20 protein-coding genes and 1 pseudogene are annotated in these 23,699 nt (G+C 75.3%); 8 read left to right on the top strand and 13 right to left on the bottom strand.

The window, feature by feature from the left end:
- Nucleotides 1-37: 37 nt before the first annotated feature.
- The 3 genes from EDJALFJO_RS02220 to EDJALFJO_RS02210 all read right to left on the bottom strand — a co-directional run bounded on the left by EDJALFJO_RS02220 (nt 38) and on the right by EDJALFJO_RS02210 (nt 3,090).
- Nucleotides 38-1,030 carry an NADPH:quinone oxidoreductase family protein gene (locus tag EDJALFJO_RS02220; protein WP_088281797.1) on the bottom strand — a complete coding sequence of 331 codons (993 nt, stop codon included), beginning with the start codon at nt 1,028-1,030 and terminating at the stop codon, nt 38-40.
- A gap of 53 nt (nt 1,031-1,083) precedes the next feature.
- Nucleotides 1,084-1,842 carry an SDR family oxidoreductase gene (locus EDJALFJO_RS02215; protein ID WP_088281795.1) on the bottom strand — a complete coding sequence of 253 codons (759 nt, stop codon included), beginning with the start codon at nt 1,840-1,842 and terminating at the stop codon, nt 1,084-1,086.
- A gap of 99 nt (nt 1,843-1,941) precedes the next feature.
- The gene (locus EDJALFJO_RS02210) at nt 1,942-3,090 is read right to left on the bottom strand and encodes an acyl-CoA dehydrogenase family protein (RefSeq protein ID WP_088281767.1); all 1,149 of its coding nucleotides are present in this window, start codon (nt 3,088-3,090) and stop codon (nt 1,942-1,944) included.
- Between the two features lie 185 nt (nt 3,091-3,275).
- Between EDJALFJO_RS02210 and EDJALFJO_RS02205 the strand changes: the two genes are divergently transcribed.
- The 3 genes from EDJALFJO_RS02205 (at nt 3,276) to EDJALFJO_RS02195 (ending at nt 6,183) form a co-directional block, all read left to right on the top strand.
- Nucleotides 3,276-3,842 (top strand): TetR/AcrR family transcriptional regulator, encoded by a 567-nt coding sequence (locus EDJALFJO_RS02205; protein ID WP_369812482.1) that lies wholly within the window; start codon nt 3,276-3,278, stop codon nt 3,840-3,842.
- A gap of 128 nt (nt 3,843-3,970) precedes the next feature.
- Nucleotides 3,971-4,819 (top strand): acyl-CoA thioesterase, encoded by an 849-nt coding sequence (locus EDJALFJO_RS02200; RefSeq protein ID WP_369812481.1) that lies wholly within the window; start codon nt 3,971-3,973, stop codon nt 4,817-4,819.
- Nucleotides 4,816-6,183, top strand: coding sequence for a cytochrome P450 (locus tag EDJALFJO_RS02195; protein ID WP_088281761.1), 1,368 nt, complete (start codon nt 4,816-4,818; stop codon nt 6,181-6,183). The genes EDJALFJO_RS02200 and EDJALFJO_RS02195 overlap by 4 nt, the downstream gene beginning before the upstream one ends.
- On the opposite strand, the pseudogene EDJALFJO_RS36250 reads toward EDJALFJO_RS02195, so the two are convergent.
- From EDJALFJO_RS36250 to ettA, 4 genes and pseudogenes are all read right to left on the bottom strand, one after another.
- Nucleotides 6,122-7,015 (bottom strand): annotated as a pseudogene (locus tag EDJALFJO_RS36250) (EAL domain-containing protein); the annotation flags it as partial. The gene EDJALFJO_RS02195 and the pseudogene EDJALFJO_RS36250 sit on opposite strands and share 62 nt — an antisense overlap.
- A gap of 1 nt (nt 7,016) precedes the next feature.
- Nucleotides 7,017-7,681: GGDEF domain-containing protein (locus EDJALFJO_RS36245; protein ID WP_369812480.1), on the bottom strand; the 665-nt coding region annotated here is incomplete at its 3' end.
- Nucleotides 7,682-8,523: 842 nt separating this feature from the next.
- Nucleotides 8,524-10,896: a bifunctional diguanylate cyclase/phosphodiesterase gene (locus EDJALFJO_RS02185; RefSeq protein ID WP_143448244.1), complete on the bottom strand. Its 2,373-nt coding sequence runs from the start codon at nt 10,894-10,896 to the stop codon at nt 8,524-8,526.
- 136 nt (nt 10,897-11,032) lie between these two features.
- Nucleotides 11,033-12,709: an energy-dependent translational throttle protein EttA gene (gene ettA / locus EDJALFJO_RS02180; protein WP_088281755.1), complete on the bottom strand. Its 1,677-nt coding sequence runs from the start codon at nt 12,707-12,709 to the stop codon at nt 11,033-11,035.
- Between the two features lie 161 nt (nt 12,710-12,870).
- Between ettA and EDJALFJO_RS02175 the strand changes: the two genes are divergently transcribed.
- Nucleotides 12,871-14,412 (top strand): bifunctional diguanylate cyclase/phosphodiesterase, encoded by a 1,542-nt coding sequence (locus EDJALFJO_RS02175; RefSeq protein ID WP_143448243.1) that lies wholly within the window; start codon nt 12,871-12,873, stop codon nt 14,410-14,412.
- A 19-nt stretch (nt 14,413-14,431) separates the two neighbouring features.
- Here the strand turns inward: EDJALFJO_RS02175 and EDJALFJO_RS02170 are convergent, their stop codons facing one another.
- Nucleotides 14,432-14,938: a hypothetical protein gene (locus EDJALFJO_RS02170; RefSeq protein WP_088281751.1), complete on the bottom strand. Its 507-nt coding sequence runs from the start codon at nt 14,936-14,938 to the stop codon at nt 14,432-14,434.
- 147 nt (nt 14,939-15,085) lie between these two features.
- Complete coding sequence (locus tag EDJALFJO_RS02165; RefSeq protein ID WP_088281749.1) at nt 15,086-15,742, bottom strand: fasciclin domain-containing protein; 657 nt, start codon at nt 15,740-15,742, stop codon at nt 15,086-15,088.
- A gap of 173 nt (nt 15,743-15,915) precedes the next feature.
- Here EDJALFJO_RS02165 and EDJALFJO_RS02160 point away from each other — a divergent pair, with 173 nt between their 5' ends.
- From EDJALFJO_RS02160 to EDJALFJO_RS02145, 4 genes are all read left to right on the top strand, one after another.
- Nucleotides 15,916-17,631, top strand: coding sequence for a glycoside hydrolase family 13 protein (locus EDJALFJO_RS02160; protein ID WP_088281793.1), 1,716 nt, complete (start codon nt 15,916-15,918; stop codon nt 17,629-17,631).
- Between the two features lie 44 nt (nt 17,632-17,675).
- Nucleotides 17,676-18,464 carry a hypothetical protein gene (locus tag EDJALFJO_RS02155; RefSeq protein WP_143448242.1) on the top strand — a complete coding sequence of 263 codons (789 nt, stop codon included), beginning with the start codon at nt 17,676-17,678 and terminating at the stop codon, nt 18,462-18,464.
- On the top strand, nt 18,461-19,462 hold the full coding sequence (locus tag EDJALFJO_RS02150; RefSeq protein ID WP_088281745.1) for a hypothetical protein: 1,002 nt from the start codon (nt 18,461-18,463) through the stop codon (nt 19,460-19,462). Before EDJALFJO_RS02155 ends, EDJALFJO_RS02150 begins: the two co-directional genes overlap by 4 nt.
- Nucleotides 19,463-19,774: 312 nt before the next feature.
- Nucleotides 19,775-20,101 carry a hypothetical protein gene (locus EDJALFJO_RS02145; RefSeq protein ID WP_088281743.1) on the top strand — a complete coding sequence of 109 codons (327 nt, stop codon included), beginning with the start codon at nt 19,775-19,777 and terminating at the stop codon, nt 20,099-20,101.
- A 145-nt stretch (nt 20,102-20,246) separates the two neighbouring features.
- On the opposite strand, the gene EDJALFJO_RS02140 is transcribed toward EDJALFJO_RS02145, so the two are convergent.
- The 4 genes from EDJALFJO_RS02140 to cobT form a co-directional block, all read right to left on the bottom strand.
- Complete coding sequence (locus tag EDJALFJO_RS02140; protein ID WP_088281741.1) at nt 20,247-20,642, bottom strand: PPOX class F420-dependent oxidoreductase; 396 nt, start codon at nt 20,640-20,642, stop codon at nt 20,247-20,249.
- A 28-nt stretch (nt 20,643-20,670) separates the two neighbouring features.
- Entirely contained in the window at nt 20,671-21,171 is a 501-nt protein-coding gene (locus EDJALFJO_RS02135) for a hypothetical protein (RefSeq protein ID WP_088281739.1), read from the bottom strand.
- 1 nt (nt 21,172) lies between these two features.
- Complete coding sequence (gene cobA / locus EDJALFJO_RS02130; protein WP_088281737.1) at nt 21,173-22,465, bottom strand: uroporphyrinogen-III C-methyltransferase; 1,293 nt, start codon at nt 22,463-22,465, stop codon at nt 21,173-21,175.
- A partial coding sequence (gene cobT / locus EDJALFJO_RS02125; protein ID WP_369812479.1) for a nicotinate-nucleotide--dimethylbenzimidazole phosphoribosyltransferase occupies nt 22,462-23,699 on the bottom strand: 1,238 nt, incomplete at its 5' end. The genes cobT and cobA, both read right to left, overlap by 4 nt.

The following is a 23,699-nucleotide window of genomic DNA, read 5'->3' as shown; positions in this document are numbered from 1 at the left end:
GGGGTGCGCCGGCGCCCGTCTCTCGTCCGGGTGCGGGCTACGCAGGGGGCGGCGCGACGACGATCCGGCCGGTGCTCTCCCCCGCAGCGAGCCGGCCGAGCGCCGCGGACGCCCGGTCGAAGTCGATGTGCTCGCTGACGAGCGGTCGGACGGCGCCCGCGTCGACGAGGTTCGTCAGCTCCTCGTGGCAGCGGCGGACGAGCTCGGGGTTCTTCGACCGGTACAGCCCCCAGTGCAGGCCGACGACCGAGTAGTTCTTCACGAGCAGGTGGTTCGTCGCGGCGGGGAGGATCTCGCCGCTCGCGAACCCGATGACGACGATCCGGCCCTCGAAGGCGACGACCTTCGTCGAGGCGGTGAAGGCCGCCCCGCCGACCGGGTCGAAGACGACGTCGACCCCCTTGCCGCCGGTGACCTGCTTGACCGCCTCGACGACGTCGGTCGTCGTCCGGTCGATGACGACGTCGGCGCCGAGGCCGCGGGCGGCCATCGCCTTGAGCGGGCCGCCGACGACGGCGATGACCCGGGCCCCGGCCGCCTTGCCGAGCTGGACGGCGGCGCTGCCGACGCCGCCCGCGGCGGCGTGCACGAGCAGGGTCTCGGTGACGCGCAGGTTCGCCCGCCGGTACAGCGCGAACCACGCCGTCTGGTAGGCGATGTGGAGCGCGGACGCCGTGACGTCGTCCAGGCCGGTCGGCGCCTCGTGGATGTCGGAGGCGGGCGCGATCGCGTAGCGGGCCAGCGCACCCTGCGGGAGCACGGTCGTGCCGACGACGCGCTCCCCGACGAGGTGCTTGCCCACGCCCTGCCCGACGGAGACGACCTGGCCGCACATCTCGATGCCGGGCGTGAACGGCAGCGGCGGCCGCTCCTGGTAGTGGCCCCGGGCCAGCAGGACGTCGGGGAAGTTCAGCGCCGTCGACCAGACCTCGACGAGGACCTGCCCCGGCCCGGGCGTCGGCACGGGCACCTCGACGATCCGCATGACGTCGACCGGCTCGCCGTGCGCGCCGACCTGCCACGCCTGCATCGTCGGCGGGGGCGTGGACGGCGGCGGCGTGGGCGGCGGCGACGCGGGCGTGCTCATGCGACGGACCCGGCGAGGAGCAGGCCGCCGTCGATCGTCAGGGTCTGCCCGGTGACCCAGGCCGCGTCGTCGCTCGCGAGGAACGCGACGGGGCCGGCGATGTCCTCGGGGACGCCGAGCCGCATGAGCGGGTACGCCCGCGCGACCTCCTCCTCGCGGCCCTCGTAGAGCAGCGTCGCGAACTTCGTCTTGACGACGGCCGGCGCGACCGCGTTGACCCGGATCCGCGGGGCGAGCTCGACCCCGAGCTCGGCGGTGAGGTGGATGAGCGCGGCCTTGCTCGCGCCGTACACGCCGATCGGCGGCGACGGCTTGAGCCCCGCGACCGAGGCGATGTTGACGACGGCGGCCCCCGGCCGGGAGCCGAGCCCTGCCTGGCAGGCGCGCTCGACCCAGCCCGCGGCCGCGGTGAAGTTCACCGCGAAGGTCTTGGCGATCGCCGCCGGGTCGGTGCTCGCGACCGGGCCGGCCACCGGGTTGATCCCGGTGTTGTTCACGAGGACGTCGAGCCCGCCGAAGAGCTCGACGGCGGCGCGGACGACCTCCTCCTGGTGTGCGACGTCGTCCGCCTTGCCCGCGACGGCCGCGGCGTGCGCCGCGCCGCCGAGCAGCTCCACGGCCTCCGCGAGCGGCCCGGCGTTGCGCGCCGTGACGACCACCTTCGCGCCCTCGGCGACGAGCCGCTGCGCGATCGCCAGCCCGATGCCGCGGCTCGCGCCGGTCACGACAGCCACCCGGCCGTCGAAGCGTCCCATCGTCACGGTGCCCTCCTCGTCGCGGTCCCGCCCTCGGGGCCGTCCTCGTGCATCTTCACAGGTCGTCGACCTCCCAGGTACCCGCGGCGGCGCCCGGGCTCACAGCCCGAGGTCGCGGCCGATGAGCTCCTTCATGATCTCGTTCGAGCCGGCCCAGATCTTCGTCACGCGGGCGTCGCGCCAGGCCCGGCCGACCCGGTACTCGTTCATGAACCCGTAGCCGCCGTGGAGCTGGACGCACGCGTCGAGCACGTCGTTCTGCACCTTCGCCGTCCACCACTTCGCCTTCGCCGCGTCGACGGCGGAGAGCCTGCGGTCGCAGTGCGCGAGCACGCACTGGTCGACGAACGCCTGCGCGACCTCGACCTGGGTCACGAGGTCGGCGATGAGGAACTTGTTGTGCTGGAAGCTGCCGATCGACTGCCCGAAGGCCTGGCGCGCCTTGGCGTACTCGATCGTCTCGTCGAGGATCTGCCGGACGTGCGCGAGGTTGCCGACGGCGGCACCGATCCGCTCCTGCGGCAGCCGCTCCATCATGTGGACGAACCCGCGGTCGAGCCCGCCGACGAGGTTGGCTGCGGGCACGCGGACGTCGTCGAAGAACAGCTCCGCGGTGTCGGACTCGTCCTGGCCGACCTTGTCGAGCTTGCGGCCGCGGGTGAAGCCGGCCATGCCGGTCTCGACGGCGAGCAGCGAGATGCCCTTCGCGCCCCTGGCCGGGTCGGTGCGGGCCGCCACGAGCACGAGGTCGGCGCCGTACCCGTTGGTGATGAACGTCTTCGAGCCGTTGACGACGAACGTGTCGCCGTCCCGGACGGCGGTCGTCCGCAGCGCGGCGAGGTCGGAGCCGCCGCTCGGCTCGGTCATCCCGATCGCCGTGACGATCTCGCCGGTGCAGAACCCGGGCAACCAGCGCGCCTTCTGCTCGTCGGTCGTCAGCTCGGTGAGGTACGGCGCGACGACGTCCGCGTGGATCCCGAAGCAGGACGACATCGCGGCCGAGACCTTGCTCAGCTCCTCGCCGAGGACGACGGTGAACCGGTAGTCGTCCGCGACCCCGCCGCCGCCGTGCTCCTCGGGCACCTGGAGGCCGAGGAAGCCCTGCTTGCCGGCCTCGACCCAGACGTCGCGCGGGATCGCCTTCGCCTCGACGAACGCGTCGTACCGCGGCCGGACGTGCCGGTCGAGGAACTCCGCGACGGACCCCCGCAGCGACTCGTGCTCCGCGGTGAAGATCGTGCGTTCCAACGGGCTCCCCCACTCTCGGTCGACGGCCCGGCGCGGCCGGGCCTTGACTAAGCGCTTGCTTACCTCCGATGCTCGGACCAGCGTCGCCGGACCGGGGCGCCGTCGTCAACCACCGGGAGGCCGCGGTGCCGCACACGTCGCCCGACGCCCTGTGGGCGGCGGTCGAGCCGGAGGCGTCCCGGCGGATGCTCGTCGGGGCCGTCGACGCGTTCGCCGAGCGCGGCTACCACGCGACGACCACCCGGGACATCGCCGCCCGGGCCGGGCTGTCGCCGGCGGCGCTCTACGTGCACTACCCGAGCAAGGCGGCGCTGCTCGCCCAGATCAGCAGCACCGGTCACGAGGCGGCGCTCGCGCTCGTCGAGGCCGCGGTGGCCCGCGGCGCCGGCCCCGTCGAGCGGCTGCGGCTGGTCGTCGCCGACTTCGTCGCGTGGCACGCGACCCACCACCGGATCGCGCGCGTCGTCCAGTACGAGCTCGGGGCGCTGCCGGACGACGCCCGCGCGCACTCGGTCGCGCTGCGGCGCCGGATCGAGGGGGCCGTCGAGGCGACGGTCGCGGACGGCGTCCGGGCCGGGGTCATGACGGCGGCCGACCCGCGCCGGGTGGCCCGCGCCGTCCTGTCGCTCGGCATCGACGTCGCCCGCTGGTACGACCCGGCCGGCCGGGACTCCCCCGCCGCCCTGGGCGCCCTCTACGCCGACCTCGCCGCCCGGATGGTGGGCGCCGCCCCGGCCGGAGGGACACAATGACGCCCGTGCCCGAGGAGACGAACCAGAGCGCGCCACCGGTGGACGAGACCGAGACCCGCCCCGTCCGCGAGCCCGACCCGGCCTGGCAGGACAAGGCCCCGGCGGACGAGAACGAGGCGCTCGAGACGCTGCTGCGGGTGCTCGACCTGCGCGCGGTCCCGGCCGAGGGCGACGACGTCTTCACCGGCGAGAGCCAGCCGCAGCCCTGGGGCCGGGTCTACGGCGGTCAGGTGCTCGCGCAGTCCCTCGTCGCGGCCCAGCGCACGGTCGACCCGGACCGGCCGGTGCACTCGCTGCACGGCTACTTCCTGCGCGCGGGCGACTCGAACGAGCCGATCTCCTTCGCCGTGGAGCGGCTGCGGGACGGCCGCTCGTTCTCGGCCCGGCGCACGCACGCGCTCCAGTTCGGCCGGCCGATCCTGTCGATGATCGTCTCCTTCCAGGAGGCGGCCGACGGCGTCGACCACGCCGAGCCGATGCCGTCCGTGCCCGCCCCCGAGACGCTGCCGACGGTCGCCGAGCGGTTCGCCGGCACGTACGGCGGCAACTACTGGGTGCGGCAGCGGCCGATCGACCTGCGGCACGTCGAGGAGCCGCTCTACGTCGACCCGGCCACCGAGCCGTCCACCCGGCAGTCGCTGTGGATGCGGGCCGTCGGCAGGCTGCCGGACGACCCCGCGCTGCATGCCGCCGTCCTCGCGTACGCGAGCGACTACTCGCTCCTCGAGCCGATCCTGCGCGCCCACGGCCTGGCGTTCATCACCCCGGGCCTGAAGATGGCCAGCCTCGACCACGCGATGTGGTGGCACCGGCCGGCCCGGGCCGACGACTGGCTGCTCTACACCCAGGAGAGCCCGTCGGCGCAGGGCTCGCGGGGTCTCGGGCTCGGCCGGATCTACACCCGCGACGGCACGCTCGCGTGCTCGGTCGCGCAGGAGGGGATGGTCCGGGTGCCCCGGGAGAGACTGCCGCGATGACCGCCACGAGCGCCGCTCAGGCCGCGCAGGGTCCGCCCCCGGGCCTGCGCGGGCTCCTGCTCGACTTCGACGCGATGCCGGAGAAGATGGCCGCGCTCGTCGCGACCCACTCGGGCGTCGTCCAGGGCCGGTCCGGGCCGATCCGCTTCGCGGTCGTCTGCGACCCCGGCCTGGCCCGCGACCTGCTCACCCGCCCCACGGGGACGACGCAGGGCCGCGGCATCGCCGTCCTGCGGACGATCCTCGGCCAGGGCCTGCTCACGAGCAGCGGCGAGCTCCACAAGCGGCAGCGCCGGCTCGTGCAGCCGGCGTTCCACCCGGGGCGGATCGCCGTCTATGCGACCGACGCCGTCCGGGCGGCGCGGGAGCGCTCGGCGCAGTGGCTCGACGGGCAGCGGCTCGACCTCGCCGAGGAGATGTCGAGCCTGACGCTCGACGTCGTCGGCCGGACCATCTTCGGGATGGACGTCACCGAGGACGCGGCCACGGTCGCCCGCGCCCAGGGCGACCTGCTGAGCCTCTTCCCCCGGGTCATGCGCCCGCTCGGCCTGCTCGCCGTCCGGCTGCCGACCCCGCTGCGGCGCCGTGTCCGGCGGGACGTCGCCGCGCTCGACGAGGTCGTCGAGCACGTCGTCGCGGCCCGGCGCGCGGGCGGCGACGCCGGCGACATGGTGAGCATGCTGCTCGCCGTCCGCGACGAGGAGACGGGCGAGCCGATGCCCGCCCGGCAGGTCCGCGACGAGGTGCTCACGCTGCTGCTCGCCGGGCACGAGACGACCGCGGTGCTGCTGTCGTGGGCCTGGTACGAGCTCGCCCGCGACCCGGAGGCGGCGGCCTGGCTCGACAGCGAGCTCGCGACGCCGCAGGCCCTCGACGCGCTGGACCGCGCGGACTGGCAGGCGCTGCCGGTGACCCGGGCCGTCGTCGCCGAGACGCTGCGGCTGCGCCCGCCGGCGCACACGACGACCCGGGTCGCGACGACCGACCTCACGCTCGGCGAGGAGCCGGTGCGGGCCGGCACGGTCTGCTTCGTCTCGCCGTTCGCGCTGGGCCGCGACCCGAAGTCGTGGGGCCCGGACGCCGACCGGTGGCGGCCGCAGCGCTGGCTCGACGCCGACGGCCGGTACGACGAGGCCGCCCCCGGTCAGCCGCGCGGGGCCTTCCTGCCGTTCGGGGCCGGCTCGCGGGTCTGCATCGGGGCCGCGTTCGCGCAGATGGAGGCGACGCTCCTGCTCGCGACGCTGGCCCGGGACTGGCGGGCCGAGGTGGCCCCCGGCTTCGACCCCGGTCTGCAGCCGCTCGTCACCCTGCGGCCGCGCCGGGGGGTTCCTGCGACGCTGCGAGCGCGACGAGGTCCCACGTGACGGGCCGCCCGAACCAGTAGCCCTGCCCCTGGTCGGCGCCGAGGTCCACCGCGAGCCGCGCGGTGTCGCCGTCCTCGATGCCCTCGAGGGTGACGACGAGCCCGAGCCGGCGGGCGAGGTCGACGACCCCGGAGACGATCTGCCGGGTCCGCACGCTCGTGAGCGCCTCGCCGACGAGGGACTTGTCCACCTTGAGCGCCTGGACCGGCAGCCGCCGCAGGTAGCCGAGCGCCGAGTAGCCGGTGCCGAAGTCGTCGATGGCGACCTGGACGCCGAGGTCGTTGATCGCCGACAGCACCCGCACCGCCGGGTCGCCGGCCTCGATGACGACGGCCTCGGTGACCTCGACGACGAGGTCGCGGGCCGGCATCCCGGTGCGGGCGAGGACGTCCGCGAGCCCGTCGATGTACCCGGGCCCGCGCAGCTCCAGCGGCGACACGTTGACGGCGAGGCGCAGCCCGGAGCCGACGAGCCCGTGCTCGCGGTAGCCCTCGACGGCCGACGCGAGGACGCACCGGCCGAGCTCGGGGACCAGGCCCGAGCGCTCGGCGACGACGACGAACTCGGCGGGCGGGACCTGGCCGAGCAGGTCGTCGTCCCAGCGGGCGAGGGCCTCGACGGCGACGACGGCGCCGGTGCGCAGGTCCACGATCGGCTGCCCGACGGCCGTGACCGAGCCGTCGGCGAGCGCCTGCGGCAGCCGGGCCTCGAGGAGCAGCCGCCGCTCGCGCTGCCGGGCGACGAGCCCGGGGTAGACCTGGACCCGGTCCCGGCCGAGCGCCTTCGCCGCCTGCAGCGCGGCCGCGGCCTCGACGACGGCGACGAGCCGGTCNCCGGCGCCCGGGGCCGGGTCGACCCGGCCGACGCCGACGCTCACGGTGATCCGCGGGCCCAGGCCCAGACCTGCGACCTGCTCGCGGACGGCGGCGGCGATCCGGTTGCCCAGCTGCCGGCCGGCGTCGACGTCGCCCGGGGTGAGGACGGCGAACTCGTCGCCGCCGGTCCGGGCGGCGACCCCGGCGTCGGGGGCCAGGGCGCGCAGCGCCTCGGCGACGACGACGAGCACCTCGTCGCCGGCCGCGTGGCCGTGCACGTCGTTGACGGCCTTGAAGCCGTCGAGGTCGAGGGCCAGCACGGACCACTCGGCGCCGGCCGGGATCCGCCGGATCCGCTCGGTGAGACCGCGCCGGTTGACCAGACCGGTCAGCGGGTCGATCCGGGCCTGTCTGCGCAGCTGGGTGGTCAGGCGCGCCCGCAGCCGGCCGAGCAGGCTCTCCCGGGCTGCGAACAGGCAGATCCCGACGAGGACGACGACCGACCCGGCCGTACCGCCGGGAAAGCCTCGCCCGGTGGTGCCGTAGCCGACCACCGAGACGAAGGCCGCGACGACGACCGTCCCGGTGGCGACGTCCGTCGAGCGGATCTCGTGGCGTTCCGCGACGTCCGCCGGCACGAGGTCGCCGGGCAGCGGCCGGTTCCACAGGACCGACCACGACATGAGGAGCCAGCCGACGACCCATCCGACGGCGAGCGGCCAGGAGACGGACCGGCCGCCGGCCACGGCGGTGACGACGACACCCACCTCGGTGGCGACCAGCAGGCCGGTCGCGAGCACCGCGGTCGGCCCGTGCGTCACCGGTTCGCGGACGACGACCAGGGTGACGAGGACGAGCTGGAGGAGCAGCAGGAAGCAGAAGCCGAGAACGACGAGGACGTCGCGCCGGCCGAAGTCGTAGTCCGTCCGCGGCCCGACGAGGAGCACCCAGAGCGCGAGCACCACGGCGAACGTGCTGAGGACGGCGTCGAAGCCGAGCCGCAGGCTGCGCACCCAGGTGCGCCGCGGTCCGGTGACGAGGATTCCCACGACGAGCACGACGCTCTGGGCCACGAGGCCGGCGTCGCCTGCTGCGGGCAGCCCCAGCGGCCGGCCGTCCCGGACGGACCAGGCGAACAGCAGCCAGCCCGACGAGCGGAGCAGGCACCCGGTGGTGGCCCGCAGGGCGGAGGCCAACGGGTACCGGAGCGACGTCGTGACGTCGGTCCAGGGCGGCACCGCGAGACCGAGGCGGTCCGCCACGAGCACGGTGACGGCGGCCGCGACGCCTGTCAGTCCTGCCGCGAGGAAGCCGGGCCGGCCGGCGAGGACGTCCGAGAGCAGGTAGCCGGCGGCGAGCACCCAGCCGAGGCCGACGGCACCCCGCAGGACCACCGCGGAGACCTGGGGCCGGGTCCCGTCCGGCGTCCGCGTCACGAGGGCGGGGAGGACGGCGCCGGGGTCACGGCGTGATCATCCACGGTCACCGCCCGCAGAGGCAACGGGGCCGACCGGGTGAACGGGGGTCACGGCGACCCGGGGACGCGGCCCCGGAACCGCCGGGCCACCTCCGCCCACGGCATCGGCCGGCCGAGGAAGTGCCCCTGGCCCAGGGCCGCCCCTAGGTCCTGCGCCATCCGGGCGGTGTGCTCGTCCTCGACGCCCTCGACGACGACGGAGACCCCGATCCGGCCGGCGAGGTCCGTGAGGCCGGCGAGCAGGTGCCGGGTGCGCACCGTCGTCCTGGCCTCGTCGAGCAGCGACCGGTCGATCTTCAGCGCCTGGACCGGCAGCCGCCGCAGGTACCCCAGCGCCGAGTACCCGGTGCCGAAGTCGTCGATGGCGACCCGGACGCCGAGGTCGCTCAGGGCCCCCAGGACCCGGACGGCGGGGTCGTCCTCCGCGACGAGCACCGCCTCGGTGACCTCGATGACGAGGCGCCGCGGCGGGAACGCAGCGGCCGCGAGGATCCCGGCGACGGACTCGGCGAACGCCGGGCTGCGCAGCTCGATCGGCGAGACGTTGACGCCGAGGACCAGGTCGCTGCCGACGAGCCCCTGCTCGGCGAAGCCGTCGAGCGCGGACCGCAGCACCATCGTCCCCATGGACGCGACGAGCCCGGTCTCCTCGGCGACCGGGACGAACTCCGAGGGCGGGACCGTCCCGAGCTCCGTGTCGTGCCAGCGGGCCAGTGCCTCGACCGCGACGACCCGCCGGGTCGCGAGGTCGACGACCGGCTGGCCGACCGACGTCACCGCACCGACCGGCGCTGCGGCGGGCCCGGAGGGCGGCGGTCCGAGGACGTCGCGCAGCCGAGACTCGACGCGCAGCCTGCGTTCGCGCAGCCGGGCGACGTGCCCGGGGTAGACCTGCACCCGGTTACGGCCGCCGGCCTTCGCCGACCGCAGCGCCGCGGACGCCTCGACGAGCGGGGTGAGCGGGTCGCTGCCCGCCGGGTCGGCGGCCGCCGGGCCGCCCGGCCCCAGCCGCCCGACGCCGACGCTCACGGTGATCGGCACGGCGAGCGCGAGCGGCCCGAGCGCCTGCGGCACCGCGGCGACCACGGCGGTGCCGATCTGCCGGCCGTGCTCGACGTCCCCGGGCACGAGCATCGCGAACTCGTCCCCGCCGGTGCGGGCCGTGAGTGCACCGGGCGGCGCGTTCGCCCGCAGGACGCGGGCCACCTCGGCCAGCACGGTGTCGCCGTGGCTGTGGCCGTGGACGTCGTTGACGGCCTTGAAGCCGTCGAGGTCGAGGGCGAGCACGGCCCACTCGGAGCCGGCCGGGACCAGCCGGATCCGTTCGGACAGGCCCCGCCGGTTGGCCAGGCCGGTCCAGGGGTCACGCAGCGCCTGCTCGGCGAGGTCCTCGGTGAGCCGGAGCCGGTCGGCCCCGACGACCCCCTCGTGGAGCGCGAACGACCCGAGCGACAGGAGCATGAGGGTGCCCGCGACGGCGCCCGTCGGCGCCGGGGCCAGCCCCGTGGCCCAGGTGGCGATCGCGGTGAGGACGCCCAGGCCGGCGACGGCGAGGACGATCGTCGACGTGGCGGCCTGGCGGCGCAGCCGGAGCAGGTGGGTCGGCACGGGCGCGGCTTCGGTCCGCACGGTGAGGACGCGCCACGCGAGCAGCGGCCAGCCGGCGCACCAGCAGGCGAGGGCGACGGCAGGGACGTGCCGCGGCGCCGAGAGCGTCGTCAGCAGGCCGGTCACGTCGCCGACGGTGATGAGCACGAGCGCGACCGTCGTCGGGCTCGTCCGGACCACGCCCTCGGCGCCGAGGACGAGGATGCCCGCGACGAGCTGGACGACGAAGACGGCCACGAGCGCCAGGCACCACGCGACGTCCGCCGCGGGGACGTCGTCCGGCGCCCTGCTGAACGCGACCGCCCAGAGCGCGAGGAGCGTCGTCGAGGTCGTCATGAGGATCTGGAGCACGAGCAGCCGGGACCGGTGCGGCCGCATCCCGCGCGCCGCGGCGAGGGCGGCACCGATCGCGAGGAACCCGGTCACCGGGTTGACGGCGTCCCCGGCCTCCGGGACGCCGACCCGACCGTCGAGCGCGGAGCCCGCGAGGAGCGCCCAGGAGGCGCCGCGGACGACCATGAGCGCGCCGACGACGCGGGCCGGCGGGATGTGCGCCGCCGGCCGCAGGGTCAGCCCGAGGCGCGGCGCGAGGAGCACGACGAGGCCGGAGGCCAGCGCGACGACCGCCCCCACGAGGTAGCCCGTGAACGGCCGGCGGGCGGCCGTGCCGACCGGGTCCAGGAGCACGGCGGCGACCACGCCGCCGGCGCCGAGGGCAGCAAGCACGGCACCGGTCCGCCAGCGGCACGACCCGGTGAAGTCCGCCCCGTCGTGGGCAGGGGCCGGCGCGGCACCGGGTCGTGGATCATGCACGCCCGCCAGTATGGAGATCACCAACGGCGGATGCATCGATTCACGACGTCCGCCCACGATGCGGGACGAACCGGTCGGGACGACCGGTCTCTGACGCGCAGGAGCCCCCGGCAACCGCCGGGGGCTCCTGGGCTGGTCAGTCGCGCGTGAGCTTGCGGTACGTCACCCGGTGCGGGCGGGCCGCGTCGGCGCCGAGGCGCTCGACCTTGTTCTCCTCGTACGAGGCGAAGTTGCCCTCGAACCAGAACCACCGTGCCGGGTTCTCGTCGTCACCCTCGTACGCGAGGATGTGCGTCGCGACCCGGTCGAGGAACCACCGGTCGTGGGAGACGACCACGGCGCAGCCGGGGAACTCGAGCAGCGCGTTCTCGAGCGAGCCGAGGGTCTCGACGTCCAGGTCGTTCGTCGGCTCGTCGAGCAGCAGCAGGTTGCCGCCGAGCTTGAGCGTCAGGGCGAGGTTGAGCCGGTTGCGCTCGCCGCCGGACAGCACGCCGGCCGGCTTCTGCTGGTCCGGGCCCTTGAAGCCGAAGGCCGAGATGTACGCCCGCGAGGGCATCTCGACCTGGCCGACCTTGATGTAGTCGAGGCCGTCGGAGACGGTCTCCCAGACGTTCTTCTTCGGGTCGAGCGACGTGCGGCCCTGGTCGACGTAGGCGATCTTCACCGTCTCGCCGACCTTGAGGTCACCGGAGTCGATCGGCTCCAGGCCGACGATCGTCTTGAACAGGGTGGTCTTGCCGACGCCGTTCGGGCCGATGACGCCGACGATGCCGTTGCGGGGCAGCGAGAACGAGAGGTTCTCGATGAGGACCCGGTCACCGAAGCCCTTCGTGAGCCCCTTCGCCTCGATGACCTGGCTGCCCAGGCGCGGGCCCGGCGGGATCTGGATCTCGTCGAAGTCGAGCTTGCGGGTGCGCTCGGCCTCGGCGGCCATCTCCTCGTAGCGGGCGAGCCGGGACTTGCTCTTCGTCTGGCGGCCCTTGGCGTTCTGCCGCACCCACTCCAGCTCCTCCTTGAGGCGCTTGGCGAGCTTGACGTCCTTGCGGCCCTGGACCTGCAGGCGCTCCTGCTTCTTCTCCAGGTACGTCGAGTAGTTGCCCTCGTACGGGTAGAGGCGGCCGCGGTCGATCTCGGCGATCCACTGCGCGACGTTGTCGAGGAAGTACCGGTCGTGCGTGACGGCGATGACGGCGCCCGCGTAGCCGGCGAGGTGCTGCTCGAGCCAGAGCACGCTCTCGGCGTCGAGGTGGTTCGTCGGCTCGTCGAGGAGCAGGAGGTCGGGCTTGCTCAGCAGGAGCTTGCACAGCGCGACCCGGCGGCGCTCACCACCGGACAGGACGGTGACGTCGGCGTCCGGCGGCGGGCAGCGCAGGGCGTCCATCGCCTGCTCGAGCTGGGCGTCGAGGTCCCACGCGTCGGCGTGGTCGATGTCCTCCTGGAGGCGGCCCATCTCCTCCATGAGCTCGTCGGAGTAGTCGACCGCCATCTTCTCGGCGATCTCGTTGTACCGGTCGAGCTTGACCTTGATCTCGCCGAGACCCTCCTGGACGTTGCCCAGGACGTCCTTCTCCTCGGTGAGCGGAGGCTCCTGCTGGAGGATGCCGACCGTGTAGCCGGGCGTCAGCCGGGCCTCACCGTTCGAGGGCTGGTCGAGGCCGGCCATGATCTTGAGGATGGTCGACTTCCCCGCACCGTTGGGGCCGACCATGCCGATCTTGGCGGACGGGTAGAACGACATCGAGACGTCGTCGAGGATGACCTTGTCACCGAGCGCCTTGCGCGCCTTCGTCATGGTGAAGATGAATTCCGCCATGACCTCCAAACTACCCGCAGTCAGGGACTGCACCGGACGACGCCCGGTCCCGCCCGCAGTTCGGCCGCAGGGCCGCCGGGGGCGGCGTAGCGTGGCGATCACCACGGAGGCGGGCACTGCCGCGCGTGCGCGCCAGGCCCAGGGACGAGGTTCAGGCCGAAGTGACGCACGCCGATACCCCGGGGGTGACCGCGGGTGCCGAACGGCCGACCGACGCGCCGGGCCGGGTGCCCGCGGCCCGTCGGCGCGCTTCCGGCGCCGTGCTCGCCGTGCTCGCGGGTGTCGCCGTCGTCGCCGGGTCCCTTGTCGTGATGGGGATCAACGGGCTCGTCCCCGTCACCTCGGTCGCCGTGGGCTGTGCCGTCGCGGCGGCGCTCGGGTGGAGCACGGCCCGGGCGGCACGAGCGGTCCGGCGGCTCGAGACCGGAGCCATGACGGGGCTGCCGAACCGGCACGTGTTCGAGCGCGCGCTCGACGAGCTCCTGGGCCGGCCGGACCGGGCGCAGGGCACCGTCATGAGCCTGCTCGACCTCGACGACCTCAAGAACGTGGACAGGCAGCTGGGCCGGCGCGCCACGGACACGACGGTCCGGGCCTGCGTGCGGATCTGGCGCGACCGGCTCCCCGCCGGGGCCTCGCTGTACGACCTGGAGCGCGGCCGCTTCGCACTGCTGCTCCCGGGCGCGGTCTCCGGCGACGCCGTCGCGGTGGTCGACCGGCTCAGGTCGAACCTCCCCTACCCGGGCACCGTCACCGCCGGGATCGGCCGGTACTGCGCCGGCGACACCCTCGCGCTCCTGACGACCCGGGCCGGGGCCTCGCTGCACCGGGCCAAGCTGGCCGGCAAGAACTGCGTCGACCCGGACGCCTGGACCCAGACCCTCGGGCTGGAGATCGGGCGCGGGCTGGCCCGGGGCGAGTTCTACCTGGCCTACCAGCCGATCGTGCGTCTGGACACCGGCGAGGTCGTCGGCTGCGAGGCTCTGCTGCGCTGGGCGCATCCGGTGCGGGGACCGGTGCCGCCGGGCGACTTCATCCCCGTCGCCGAGGCCACCGGCACCATCTGCGACCTGGACTGGTTCGCGCTCACAACGGCCGTCCAGACTCTCGCGACCACCACGGAGCCGCCCGCCGGACTGCTCCGGCTCGGCGTCAACGTCACGGGCGCCGACCTGCGACGCCCGGGCTACGCGGACACCGTCCTCGCTCTCCTCGAGACGGCAGGGCTCGCCCCGGAGCGGCTGGTCCTGGAGGTCACCGAGTCGATCCTCGGCGACGACCAGCCGGTCGCGGTGGCAGCGCTCAGCCGGCTGCGGGAGGGCGGGGTCCGCATCGCCATCGACGACTTCGGCACCGGCTACTCCTCCCTCGGCCGCATCGGCTCGCTGCCGATCGACATCATCAAGATCGACCGGCTCTTCGTCGCGACCCAGGAGAGCTCGAGAGGTGCACTCCTCGCTGCCGTCGTCGCGCTGGCCCAGGCACTCGGCGCCGACGTGGTCGCCGAGGGGATCGAGACCCGGGACCAGGCCCAGCTCGTCCTCGACACGGGGTGCGTCGTCGGCCAGGGCTACCTGCTGGGTCGCCCGGGCGCCTTCGACGACGTCCTGCGGCTCTCGTCGTCGGCTGCGTCGCACCCCGGCGAGGGTCAGGCCCCGGCGGGTGCCGGCACGCGGCGGACGGGCCCGGGCACGACGCGGTAGGGCAGCCGGGACGGCGGCCTCAGCGGAAGTAGTGCAGCCGGTCGGCGGTGCGCCGGTCCCAGACCCACCGGCCGGCCGCGACGGCGACGAGCACGCCGCCGAAGATCCAGGGCCACAGCAGGTCGTCGGCGCCGAGGACCGTGCGTCCCGCACCGCCGGTCGTCACGGTGACGATCTCGCCAGGACGGTACGTGTCGTCCGTGAGGGCCTCGGTACCGGCGACGATCCGGGTCGGCCCGCCCGCACCCTCGTGGAGGATCCGGACCTCGATGAGGGCGTGCGGGCCGAGGCGGTCCTCGGGGTCGAGCGGGGTCACCGCCGTCCGGGTGAGCACCTTCGCCTCCTGGTGGTGCTGCGCGAGCGGGCTCGCGGCGTAGCCGAGCAGCATCAGGCCCAGGACGGCGAGCGCGGCGGTGATGGCGTAGCGCCGGGGCCGCCACAGCGCGGACTTGCGCCACCAGTACTCCGGGTCCTCACCCCGGTAGGCGATCGTGCCCTTGCCGACCTCGTGCTCCTTGAACGGCATGGCGGCCCCCTGCTGCGGTATCCGGCAGCCGGCGTCCGGCGTCCGGCGTGAAGATCACCGTAGACCGGCCCGGGCCTGCGACGACAGCCCCGGACGCCGACGACCCGGCAGGCGGATCGCCTGCCGGGTCGTCGCGGAGCGGGTCGGTCAGTGAGCGGCGAGCGGCGGCAGGTCGACCGGGCGCAGCACCCGGTCGATGCCGTGGGCGATCTGCTTGTTGCCCTTGTTGATGTTCACCTTGTTCACGACCGGGTTCTTCGCGTTGGTGTCCTTGTCGCGCAGCGTGATCGTCGGGATCCACCAGTGCCAGGTGACCTTGACCTTGATCGTCCCGCCCTGGGCGGTCGTCAGCTTCGCGCCGTCGAGCTTGAGCGCCTGCTTGGCGGTCACCGTCGCGCCGGGGACGACGTGGTAGAGCAGCACGGTCTCGACGGTGTCGATGCCCAGGCCGGCGACGGCCGCGAAGACGTCCTTCTCCTTGCTGACCCACTTGCCGGTGAGCGAGTGGACCAGGTACCGGAACGCCTGGTCGTTCGGGATGAACGCCGTGACGGCGACGTCGCCCTTGGTGAGGACGCCGACGGCCGACTTCGGCTTCGCGCCGAGGACGGCGAGGACGGCGGCGGTGACGATGTCGTAGTCGTACTTGTTCGTGTCGAAGCCGCTCTTGTCCGCGGTGAGGACCGCGGCGAGGGACTTCGTGCCGGTCGTCGTCGCGCTGGCGGACGGGGCGACGGCGGCGGTGCCCGCGAGGGAGAGGGCCGCAGCGGAGGCGACCAGGGCGAGGCGGCGCGAGAGCTTCATGGGCGAGACCTTTCGGATCGACGGCCGGACGCCGTTGTCGACCCCACTTCCGCGCCGGTCGATCATCCGGATGCAGCCGAGCGCGCTTTTCTCGCGGACATCCGCGCGCAGTCGGCGTGACGTCGCTGAAAGCGCTTGTAGTGTGGTCGGCCGTGACGTCCGAGACCGCCGACATGGCAGCCGACCCGACGACCGGCCCGGGCCCCGCCACCGCCCCCGCGCCCGTTCCCGCCGCGACCCGCACGGACGACCCGTGGTGGCGCTCGGCGGTGACCTACCAGCTGTACATCCGCAGCTTCGCCGACGGCAACGGCGACGGCCTCGGCGACGTCGCCGGCATCCGGCAGCGGCTGCCCTACCTGGCGGCGCTCGGCGTCGACGCGATCTGGGTCAACCCCTGGTACCCGTCGCCGCAGGCGGACGGCGGCTACGACGTCTCCGACTACCGCGACATCGAGCCCGCGTTCGGCACCCTCGACGAGGCGCAGGCGATGATCGACGAGGCGCACGCGCTGGGCCTCAAGGTCATCCTCGACATCGTCCCCAACCACACCTCCGACGAGCACGCCTGGTTCGTGGCGGCGCTCGCGGCCGGGCCCGGCTCGCCGGAGCGGGCCCGCTACCTGTTCCGGCCCGGCAAGGGGCCGGACGGCGCGCTGCCGCCGAACGACTGGAAGGCCGTCTTCGGCGGCCCGGCGTGGGAGCGGGTCACCGAGCCCGACGGGACGCCCGGCGAGTGGTACCTGCACCTGTTCGACCCGAAGCAGCCCGACCTCGACTGGGAGAACCCCGAGGTCCGCGGCGAGTTCCTCGACATCCTGCGGTTCTGGTTCGACCGCGGTGCCGACGGCTTCCGGATCGACGTCGCCCACGGCCTCGTCAAGGACCCGGCCATGCCCGACCTCGGGGACGACGAGGAGCACCTCCTGGGCACCCCGGACCGGGCCGACCACCCGCACTGGGACCTGCCCGGCGTCCACGACATCTACCGCGAGTGGCGCGTCCTCGCCGACTCCTACGACCCGCCGAAGCTGTTCGTCGCCGAGGCCTGGGTGTCCTCCCCCGAGCGGCTCGCGGCCTACCTGCGCCCCGACGAGCTCCACACGGCGTTCGACTTCGACTTCGTCCGCGCCGCGTGGGACGCCGCCGAGCTGCGGGCGACGGCGACGAGCTCGCTCGCCGCCCACGACCGGGTCGGTGCCCCGGTGATGTGGACCCTGAGCAACCACGACATCACCCGGCACGTGAGCCGGCTCGGGCGCCCGCAGTCGGAGCGTTCCGCCGACCCGCTGCACGGGAGCAACGGCGTGACGGACGTCGAGCTCGGCCGCCGCCGGGCCCGCGCGGCGCTGCTCCTCGAGCTCGCGCTGCCCGGCGGGGTGTACCTCTACCAGGGCGAGGAGCTCGGCCTCGAGGAGGTCGAGGACCTGCCCGAGGAGCTTCTCCAGGACCCGACCTGGGAGCGGTCGGGGCACATCGAGCGCGGCCGCGACGGCTGCCGGGTGCCGCTGCCGTGGGCGCCGGACGGGCCGTCGCTCGGTTTCGGCGGCGCCGCGCCCTGGCTGCCGCAGCCGGCGTCGTGGTCGGCGGTGTCCGCGGCGTCCCAGGAGGGCGACCCGACGTCGATGCTCGCGCTCTACCGCGAGGCGCTGCGGCTGCGCCGGGACCTGCCGGCGCTCGGCGCCGGCACGGGCGCGGACATCACCTGGCTCGACCTCGGGGACGACGTCGTCGCGTTCCGCCGCGAGCCGGGCGTCGTCTGCCTGGTGAACTGCGGGTCCACGCCGGCGCCGCTGCCCGCGGGCAGGGTGCTCCTGGCGAGCGTCCCGCTGGACCTGTCGGCGACCGAGGGGCTGCCCGCCGACACCGCCGTCTGGCTCGCCGTCTGACGGGACCGCCTCCCGGGCTGCCGGTCGGGGCCTACCCTGGCGACGTGATCGGGGGCGCGGGCGGAGGCGGGCGCTGCGCCGTCCGTGAGTGGGGGGCGCAGCCCGCGGCGCTGCGGCGGTGCCGGGTGCGGTTCCTGCTCGCGGCCGCGGTCGTCATCGCGCTGCTCGGGGCCGGCTTCGTCCTCGAGGGCGACGGGCTGCCGGCCATCGCGCTCGTCGTCGGGGCGCTGTGCCTCATGGCCGTCGCGACGGCCGCCGTCCGGCAGCCGGTGTCGAAGGGGGCCGCGCCGCAGCGCCGCCCGGTGACCACGGACCCCGCCGCGACCCCGCCGCCCGGACCGGCCGACGCCGCGGTCGAGCGCCGGCACCGGCGCGCCCGGGTCGTCGCGAGCCTCGTGCTCGTCGTCGCCGCCCCGCTCGGCCACCACGTCTCGCGGCACCCCGGCGAGGACCCGACGCTGCTGTCGGCCTTCGTCGGCCTCGGCCTCTACGTGCTGCTCACCGTCGACCTGCCCTGGCTCTACGACACCCGCCGGCTGGAGGCCCGCCCGCTCGTCCGGACGACGCTCACGGTCCGTGCCGTCGGCGTCCCCGGCCGCGGCCTGCTCGTGCTCACCTCGGACACCCTCGCGTGGACGGCGCTGCGCACCGGCGTCCTCGCCGACGCGGTCGTCGGTGACGTCCTCGTCGCCGACGTCGACGCCCGCGACCACGACCCGGTCGTCCTCACCCTCGGCGACCGGCGCACCGTCTCGCCGAAGGTGCACCCGCTCACGGCGCCGCGCCTGCGGGCGATCGTCGGTGACGTCGCCCCGGAGCGGGCCGCGGCGTGACGGACGACGCGACGGACGACGCGACGGACGACGCGGCGCAGCGGCCGGAGCTCGAGCCGGGGCTGCTGCGTCGGGCCCGTCCCGACGGCTACTGGGGCCGGGCGTTCCGGCGGCGGCCGTGGGCGACGTCCGTGATGATCGTGCTGCCGATCGGCGTCGTCGTCGGGGTTCCGCTGATCGCCGAGTCCCGGGTGGGCGTTCACCTGACCGGAGGCGCCGCCGTCCTCGCGTGGTTCGTGTTCTCGGGCCTGCGCGACCGTGTCCGGGCCACGGCCGACGCCGCCGACGAGGCGGACGGTGTCGATCCCGGGCGGCCGCCGGTCGACGTCCGCGGCGACGTGGCCGCCCGTCCGTCGTTCGGCCCGGGCACCGTGACGGCCGACCAGGTCCGCGGCCACACCGTCAGCGCGCTCGTCCTCCTGGGCGGCCCCGGAGCGGTCACGCTCGCCGTCGCCGTCGTCCGCAGGCCGCTCGACCTGGTGCTCGTCGGCATCGGAGCGGCCCTCGTCGGCGCAGCCCTCATCTCGGCCGTTCTCGTCCGCGTCCCGCTCCGGCGGCGGACGACCAAGTACCTGTCCCGCGCCCTCGAGCCGGTGCCGGTCCGGGTCGTCGGGATGCGCAGCGACGGCCTGTACTGGGTCCTCGAGACGGTCGACGGCGGGTCCCGCTGCGACGTCGGGCTGCACGCCGGCGACGACCTGCTCGTCGCGGGGGACGTCGTCCATGCCTGGGGTGACGCCGCCCCCGAGGCCGGCACCCCGCCACGGCAGCGGCGGCTCGCGCTCACCGGCCCGTTCGGCACCGTCTGGGTCTCGCGCGTCCTCGACGACCGGAACGTCGAGGTGCGCAACCGCACCAGATCCGGCGGGGCGGCGTCCGACGCCCCGCTGCCCGACGGTGTCGTCGAGGCCGTCGTCCCCGGAGCCGGCCGGCTGCCCGACGTCCGTCGCCAGGACGGGACCGTCGTGCGTGCCCGCCGCACGTCACCGCCGCGATGAACCTGACCCCCGTGCGGCGCGGGCCGCAGCCGCTGCGCGCGGTGCGCGAGCTGGTCCGGCCCCGGGCGCTCGCGTGGTTCGGCGGCGGGCTGGCCGTCGCCGGGCTCTTCACGTGGTGGGGACTGCCCGGCAGCGGCCTCGTTCCTCGCGCGCGCCCCGGGGACCGGACCGTTCGACCTGCCGAACGGGGTCTGGTGGGCCGCCGGCCCCGGCTTCGCGCTGTGGTGGGCCTGGCTGGTCCGCTCGGAGCTGAAGCGACTGACCCCGCTGCGCAGCACCGCCGTCGACGCGCTGCCGCGCGGCGTCGTCACAGTGCTCGGCTTCTCGAACGACGTCGGGGACGGCGTCCGGTTCGTCGTCGCGGACGGCGCGGTCGCCGTCCCGCCGGACCCGGCGACCGGTGCGTACGACGAGGTCTGGGCGGGGCGTGTCACCCGGCGCGCGTGGCGTGACGTCGTGCCCGGGGACGTCCTCGTCCGCGACGGTGCCCTCGTCGAGGGCGGGGTCGTGGCGCTCTCAGACGGCACCGAGAGCGGCTGGGTCACCCATCTGGAGCGGGTGCCGCGGTCGGAGCTCGGCGGCCCCCGGACGTGGCAGGAGGACCTGGAACAGCTCGAGGCGCGGGACCGCGACGCGTGACGTCCGGACCGGGCACTGTCCGCCCGCCGACACCGATCGACCCGTCAGGCTCCCGGCATGCACATCCATGGGCCCGTTGAACGGCCCGATCGTGTGCACCCGGGGAGCCTGAGCACCAGCGGCCGGGGCGTCGGACGGCCTGGCGTCAGACGGTGATGCGGATCGCCGCGCCCTGGCTCGTGTCGGTGCCGCGGCGGCGCTGGGCCCACATCGCGATCGTGTACATGAAGCCGTAGCGGGCCTTGACGAGCTGCGCCGTCCGCTCCACATCCGCGAGGTCCGTGAGCAGCTCGGCCGTCGCCTCGACGTCGGTCACACCGGGCTTGACCCGGCCCCGGCCGTCGCACGGCGCGACGAGCACGCGCGCGGTGTGCCTCAGCCGCTTGGCCTTGCCCGTGCCGAGGGCGGTTATGACGAGCAGGTGCACACCGTCGCGGACGAGCCAGACGGGGGTCGGCACCGCGGTCCCGTCCTTCTTGAACGTCGTGAGGCGCACGTACTTCGCGCCGCCGAGGGCGTCGAGCGTCTGGGCGTCGGTCATGCCCAGCAATCTAGATCAGCCCCGGCCGTCAGCGGGGCGGGTGCTTGGAGAGGGCGCGCGTCCAGCGCGTCGCCGCGACGGCGAGCGCGTCGGTGGTCGTGACGAGCGTCAGCGTCACCGCCGTCGGAGTGTCGGCGTCCGGCGGGAGCGCCTCGGCGGCGAGCGCCACCCGGACGACGACCCGGCCGGGCGCGGGGGCATCGGCGAGGTCGAACGCGAGAGCGGGCTCGGTGAAGGAGATCCGGCCGTCCTCGAGCCAGGCGTCGGTGACGTCGGCCGGGACGCCGTCCGCGACCGCGCGCAGCCAGGCGCCGAGGTCGGCCGCCTCCCAGGCGGTGAGGCAGCCGTCCTCGAAGGACCAGTGCGTGCCGTCCGCCGTCGTGACCTCGCCGCGGACGACGAGCCAGTTGAGGTCGTCCTCGTCGGGCTCGGCGTCCGGGTCGGCGGCCGCGAGCGCCTCGAGGTCGGGGAACTCGTACCCGACCACCGTGAGGGCGAACAGCGCGCCGTCGTCCGAGACGATCTCCACGTCATGGCCCCGGTGCAGGGGCGGGCACCGGCGGCGGCAGCAGCCGGTCGCGCAGCGCGACCACTCCCCCGACGACGACGATCGCCGGCGGCCGGACGCCCGCTGCGGCCGCGGCGCCGGCGATGCCGGCGAGGGTGCCGGTGACGACGCGTTCGGTCGGCAGCGACCCGTCCTGGACGACGGCGGCGGGGGTCTGCGGGTCGCGGCCGTGGGCGAGCAGGACCTCGGCGATCTGCGGGAGCCGGTCGACGGCCATGAGGAGCACGAGGGTGCCGCGCAGGCGGGCCAGGCCGGGCCAGTCGACGAGCGAGCCGGGGTCGTCGGGGGCGAGGTGGCCGGAGACGACGACGGCCTCGTGCGCGACGCCGCGGTGCGTGAGCGGGATCCCGGCGAGGCCGGGGACCGAGATCGCGCTCGTCACGCCGGGGACGACCGTCACCGGGACGCCGGCGACGACGCAGGCCTCGACCTCCTCGGAGCCACGGCCGAACACGTACGGGTCGCCGCCCTTGAGCCGGACGACGAACCGGCCGGCGAGCGCGTGCTCGACGAGGCAGGCGTTGATCGCCTCCTGGGCCATGAACCGGCCGCGCGGCAGCTTCGCGGCGTCGACGACCTCGACGTGCGGGGCGAGCTCGGCGAGCAGGCTCTGCGGGGCGAGCCGGTCGACGACGACGACGTCGGCGTGCGCGAGCAGGCGGCGGCCGCGGACCGTGATGAGGTCGGCGTCCCCCGGGCCGCCGCCGACGACGGCGACGCCGGGCAGCGGCGTCGACGCGTCCTGCGCCCGGGGCGGGCGGCGGGGCAGGGTGTCGAGGCGGCCCTCGCGCATCGCGTCGACGACGCCGTCCCGGACGGCGACCGCCCGGCGCGGGTCGCCGCCCCCGAGCACGGCGACGCTCACGGCGCCCTGCCGCCCCGTGGCCGGGGTGACGGCCGTGCCTCGCGTCCCGTCGTCCGCCCGGACGCAGAACACGCGCCGGGCCTCGGCGTCCGCGACGACGCGGGCGTTGACCGCCGCGTCATCGGTGAGCGCGAGCACGTACCAGGAGCCGTCGAGGTCGCTGTCCGCGTAGGGGCGCTCGTGCCACGTGATCGTGCCGGCCGTGACGTGCGGCTCCAGGGTCGGCGTGATCCGGGGCGCGACGACGGTGACGACGGCGCCCGCGGCGAGCAGCCCCGGCACCCGCCGCTGGGCGACCGCGCCGCCGCCGACGACGACGACCCGGCGGCCGGCGAGGCGCAGCCCGGCGAGGTAGGGGTCCGGCGCCGGGGAGGTCACGCCCTCGCTCATGCGGAGGACGTCGCCGAGTCGCCCTTGTCCGCGACACCGGCCGAGTCGAAGGTCGCCATGTCGCGCAGCGCGCGGGCGGCGGACTGGACCAGCGGCAGGGCGAGCACCGCTCCGGTGCCCTCGCCGAGCCGCAGGTCGAGGTCGACGAGCGCCCGCAGGCCGAGGGCCTCGAGGGCGACGGCGTGCCCCGGCTCGGCCGAGCGGTGGCCGGCGATGCACGCGTCGATCGCGTCGGGGGCGAGCGCGCGGACGACGAGGGCCGCGGCGCCGGCGATGACGCCGTCGAGGATCACCGGGACGCGGGCGGCGGCACCGCCGAGGACGAACCCCGCGATCGCCGCGTGCTCGAGGCCGCCGAAGGCCGCGAGGACGCCGACCGGGTCGGTCGCGGCCGCGGCCACGGCACCGGCGTGGACGGCCAGGCCCTGCTCGACGACGGCGACCTTGCGGCGCCAGGTCTCGTCGTCGACGCCTGTGCCCCGGCCGGTGACGTCGGCGGCAGGGGCTGCGGTGAACGCGGCGACGAGCGCGGCGGACGCCGTCGTGTTCGCGATGCCCATGTCACCGGTCAGCAGGCAGCGCCGCCCCTCGGCGACGAGGCGCTGCGCGACGTCGATGCCCGCGGCGAGCGCGGCGTGGACCTCGTCGCGGGTCAGCGCCGGGCCCTGCGTGAGGTCCCGGGTGCCGGGCCGGACGCGCCGGTCGAGCAGGACGTCGTCCGTGCCGTCGACGACCGGCAACGGGGACGCGACCCCGACGTCGACGACGACGACCCGGGCCCCGGCCTGCGCGGCGAACGCGTTGACGGCGGCGCCGCCCGCGACGAAGTTCGCGACCATCTGCGCCGTGACCTCCTGCGGCCACGGGGTGACGCCCTGCGCGTGGACGCCGTGGTCGGCGGCGAAGACGGCCACCGCTGCGGGCTCGGGCATCGGCGGCGGGCAGACCCCGGCGAGGCCGGCGAGCCGGACCGAGACGTCTTCGAGCACCCCGAGGGCGCCGCGCGGCTTCGTGAGCCGGTCCTGCCGCTCGCGGGCCTGCCGTGTCGCGTCCGCGTCGAGCGGGCGGACGGCGGCGACGGTCGCCGCGACGAGCGCAGCGGCGTCCTGGGCCGGCGGTGCGTCCGACCCGGTCGGCTGGTGCGTCATGCGGAGCCCCTCCTCGATGCGTGCTTCGCGGTGCCTCGTCGTGCGACGTCCACGGCGCGCCGTCCACGGGGACGGTGCGCCGTGGA

It is taken from the genome of Kineosporia sp. A_224, assembly GCF_002198655.1.
Lineage (GTDB): Bacteria > Actinomycetota > Actinomycetes > Actinomycetales > Kineosporiaceae > R-H-3.
This window is presented reverse-complemented; position numbering and strand designations above follow the sequence as displayed.

Bases quoted from the DNA above. Each gene is read 5' to 3' on its own strand.
- EDJALFJO_RS02220 (WP_088281797.1), bottom strand. From the start codon at position 1,030: ATGCAGGCGTGGCAGGTCGGCGCGCACGGCGAGCCGGTCGACGTCATG.
- EDJALFJO_RS02215 (WP_088281795.1), bottom strand. From the start codon at position 1,842: ATGGGACGCTTCGACGGCCGGGTGGCTGTCGTGACCGGCGCGAGCCGC.
- EDJALFJO_RS02205 (WP_369812482.1), top strand. From the start codon at position 3,276: ATGCTCGTCGGGGCCGTCGACGCGTTCGCCGAGCGCGGCTACCACGCG.
- EDJALFJO_RS02195 (WP_088281761.1), top strand. From the start codon at position 4,816: ATGACCGCCACGAGCGCCGCTCAGGCCGCGCAGGGTCCGCCCCCGGGC.
- ettA (WP_088281755.1), bottom strand. From the start codon at position 12,709: ATGGCGGAATTCATCTTCACCATGACGAAGGCGCGCAAGGCGCTCGGT.
- EDJALFJO_RS02170 (WP_088281751.1), bottom strand. From the start codon at position 14,938: ATGCCGTTCAAGGAGCACGAGGTCGGCAAGGGCACGATCGCCTACCGG.
- EDJALFJO_RS02165 (WP_088281749.1), bottom strand. From the start codon at position 15,742: ATGAAGCTCTCGCGCCGCCTCGCCCTGGTCGCCTCCGCTGCGGCCCTC.
- EDJALFJO_RS02160 (WP_088281793.1), top strand. From the start codon at position 15,916: ATGGCAGCCGACCCGACGACCGGCCCGGGCCCCGCCACCGCCCCCGCG.
- EDJALFJO_RS02140 (WP_088281741.1), bottom strand. From the start codon at position 20,642: ATGACCGACGCCCAGACGCTCGACGCCCTCGGCGGCGCGAAGTACGTG.
- cobA (WP_088281737.1), bottom strand. From the start codon at position 22,465: ATGAGCGAGGGCGTGACCTCCCCGGCGCCGGACCCCTACCTCGCCGGG.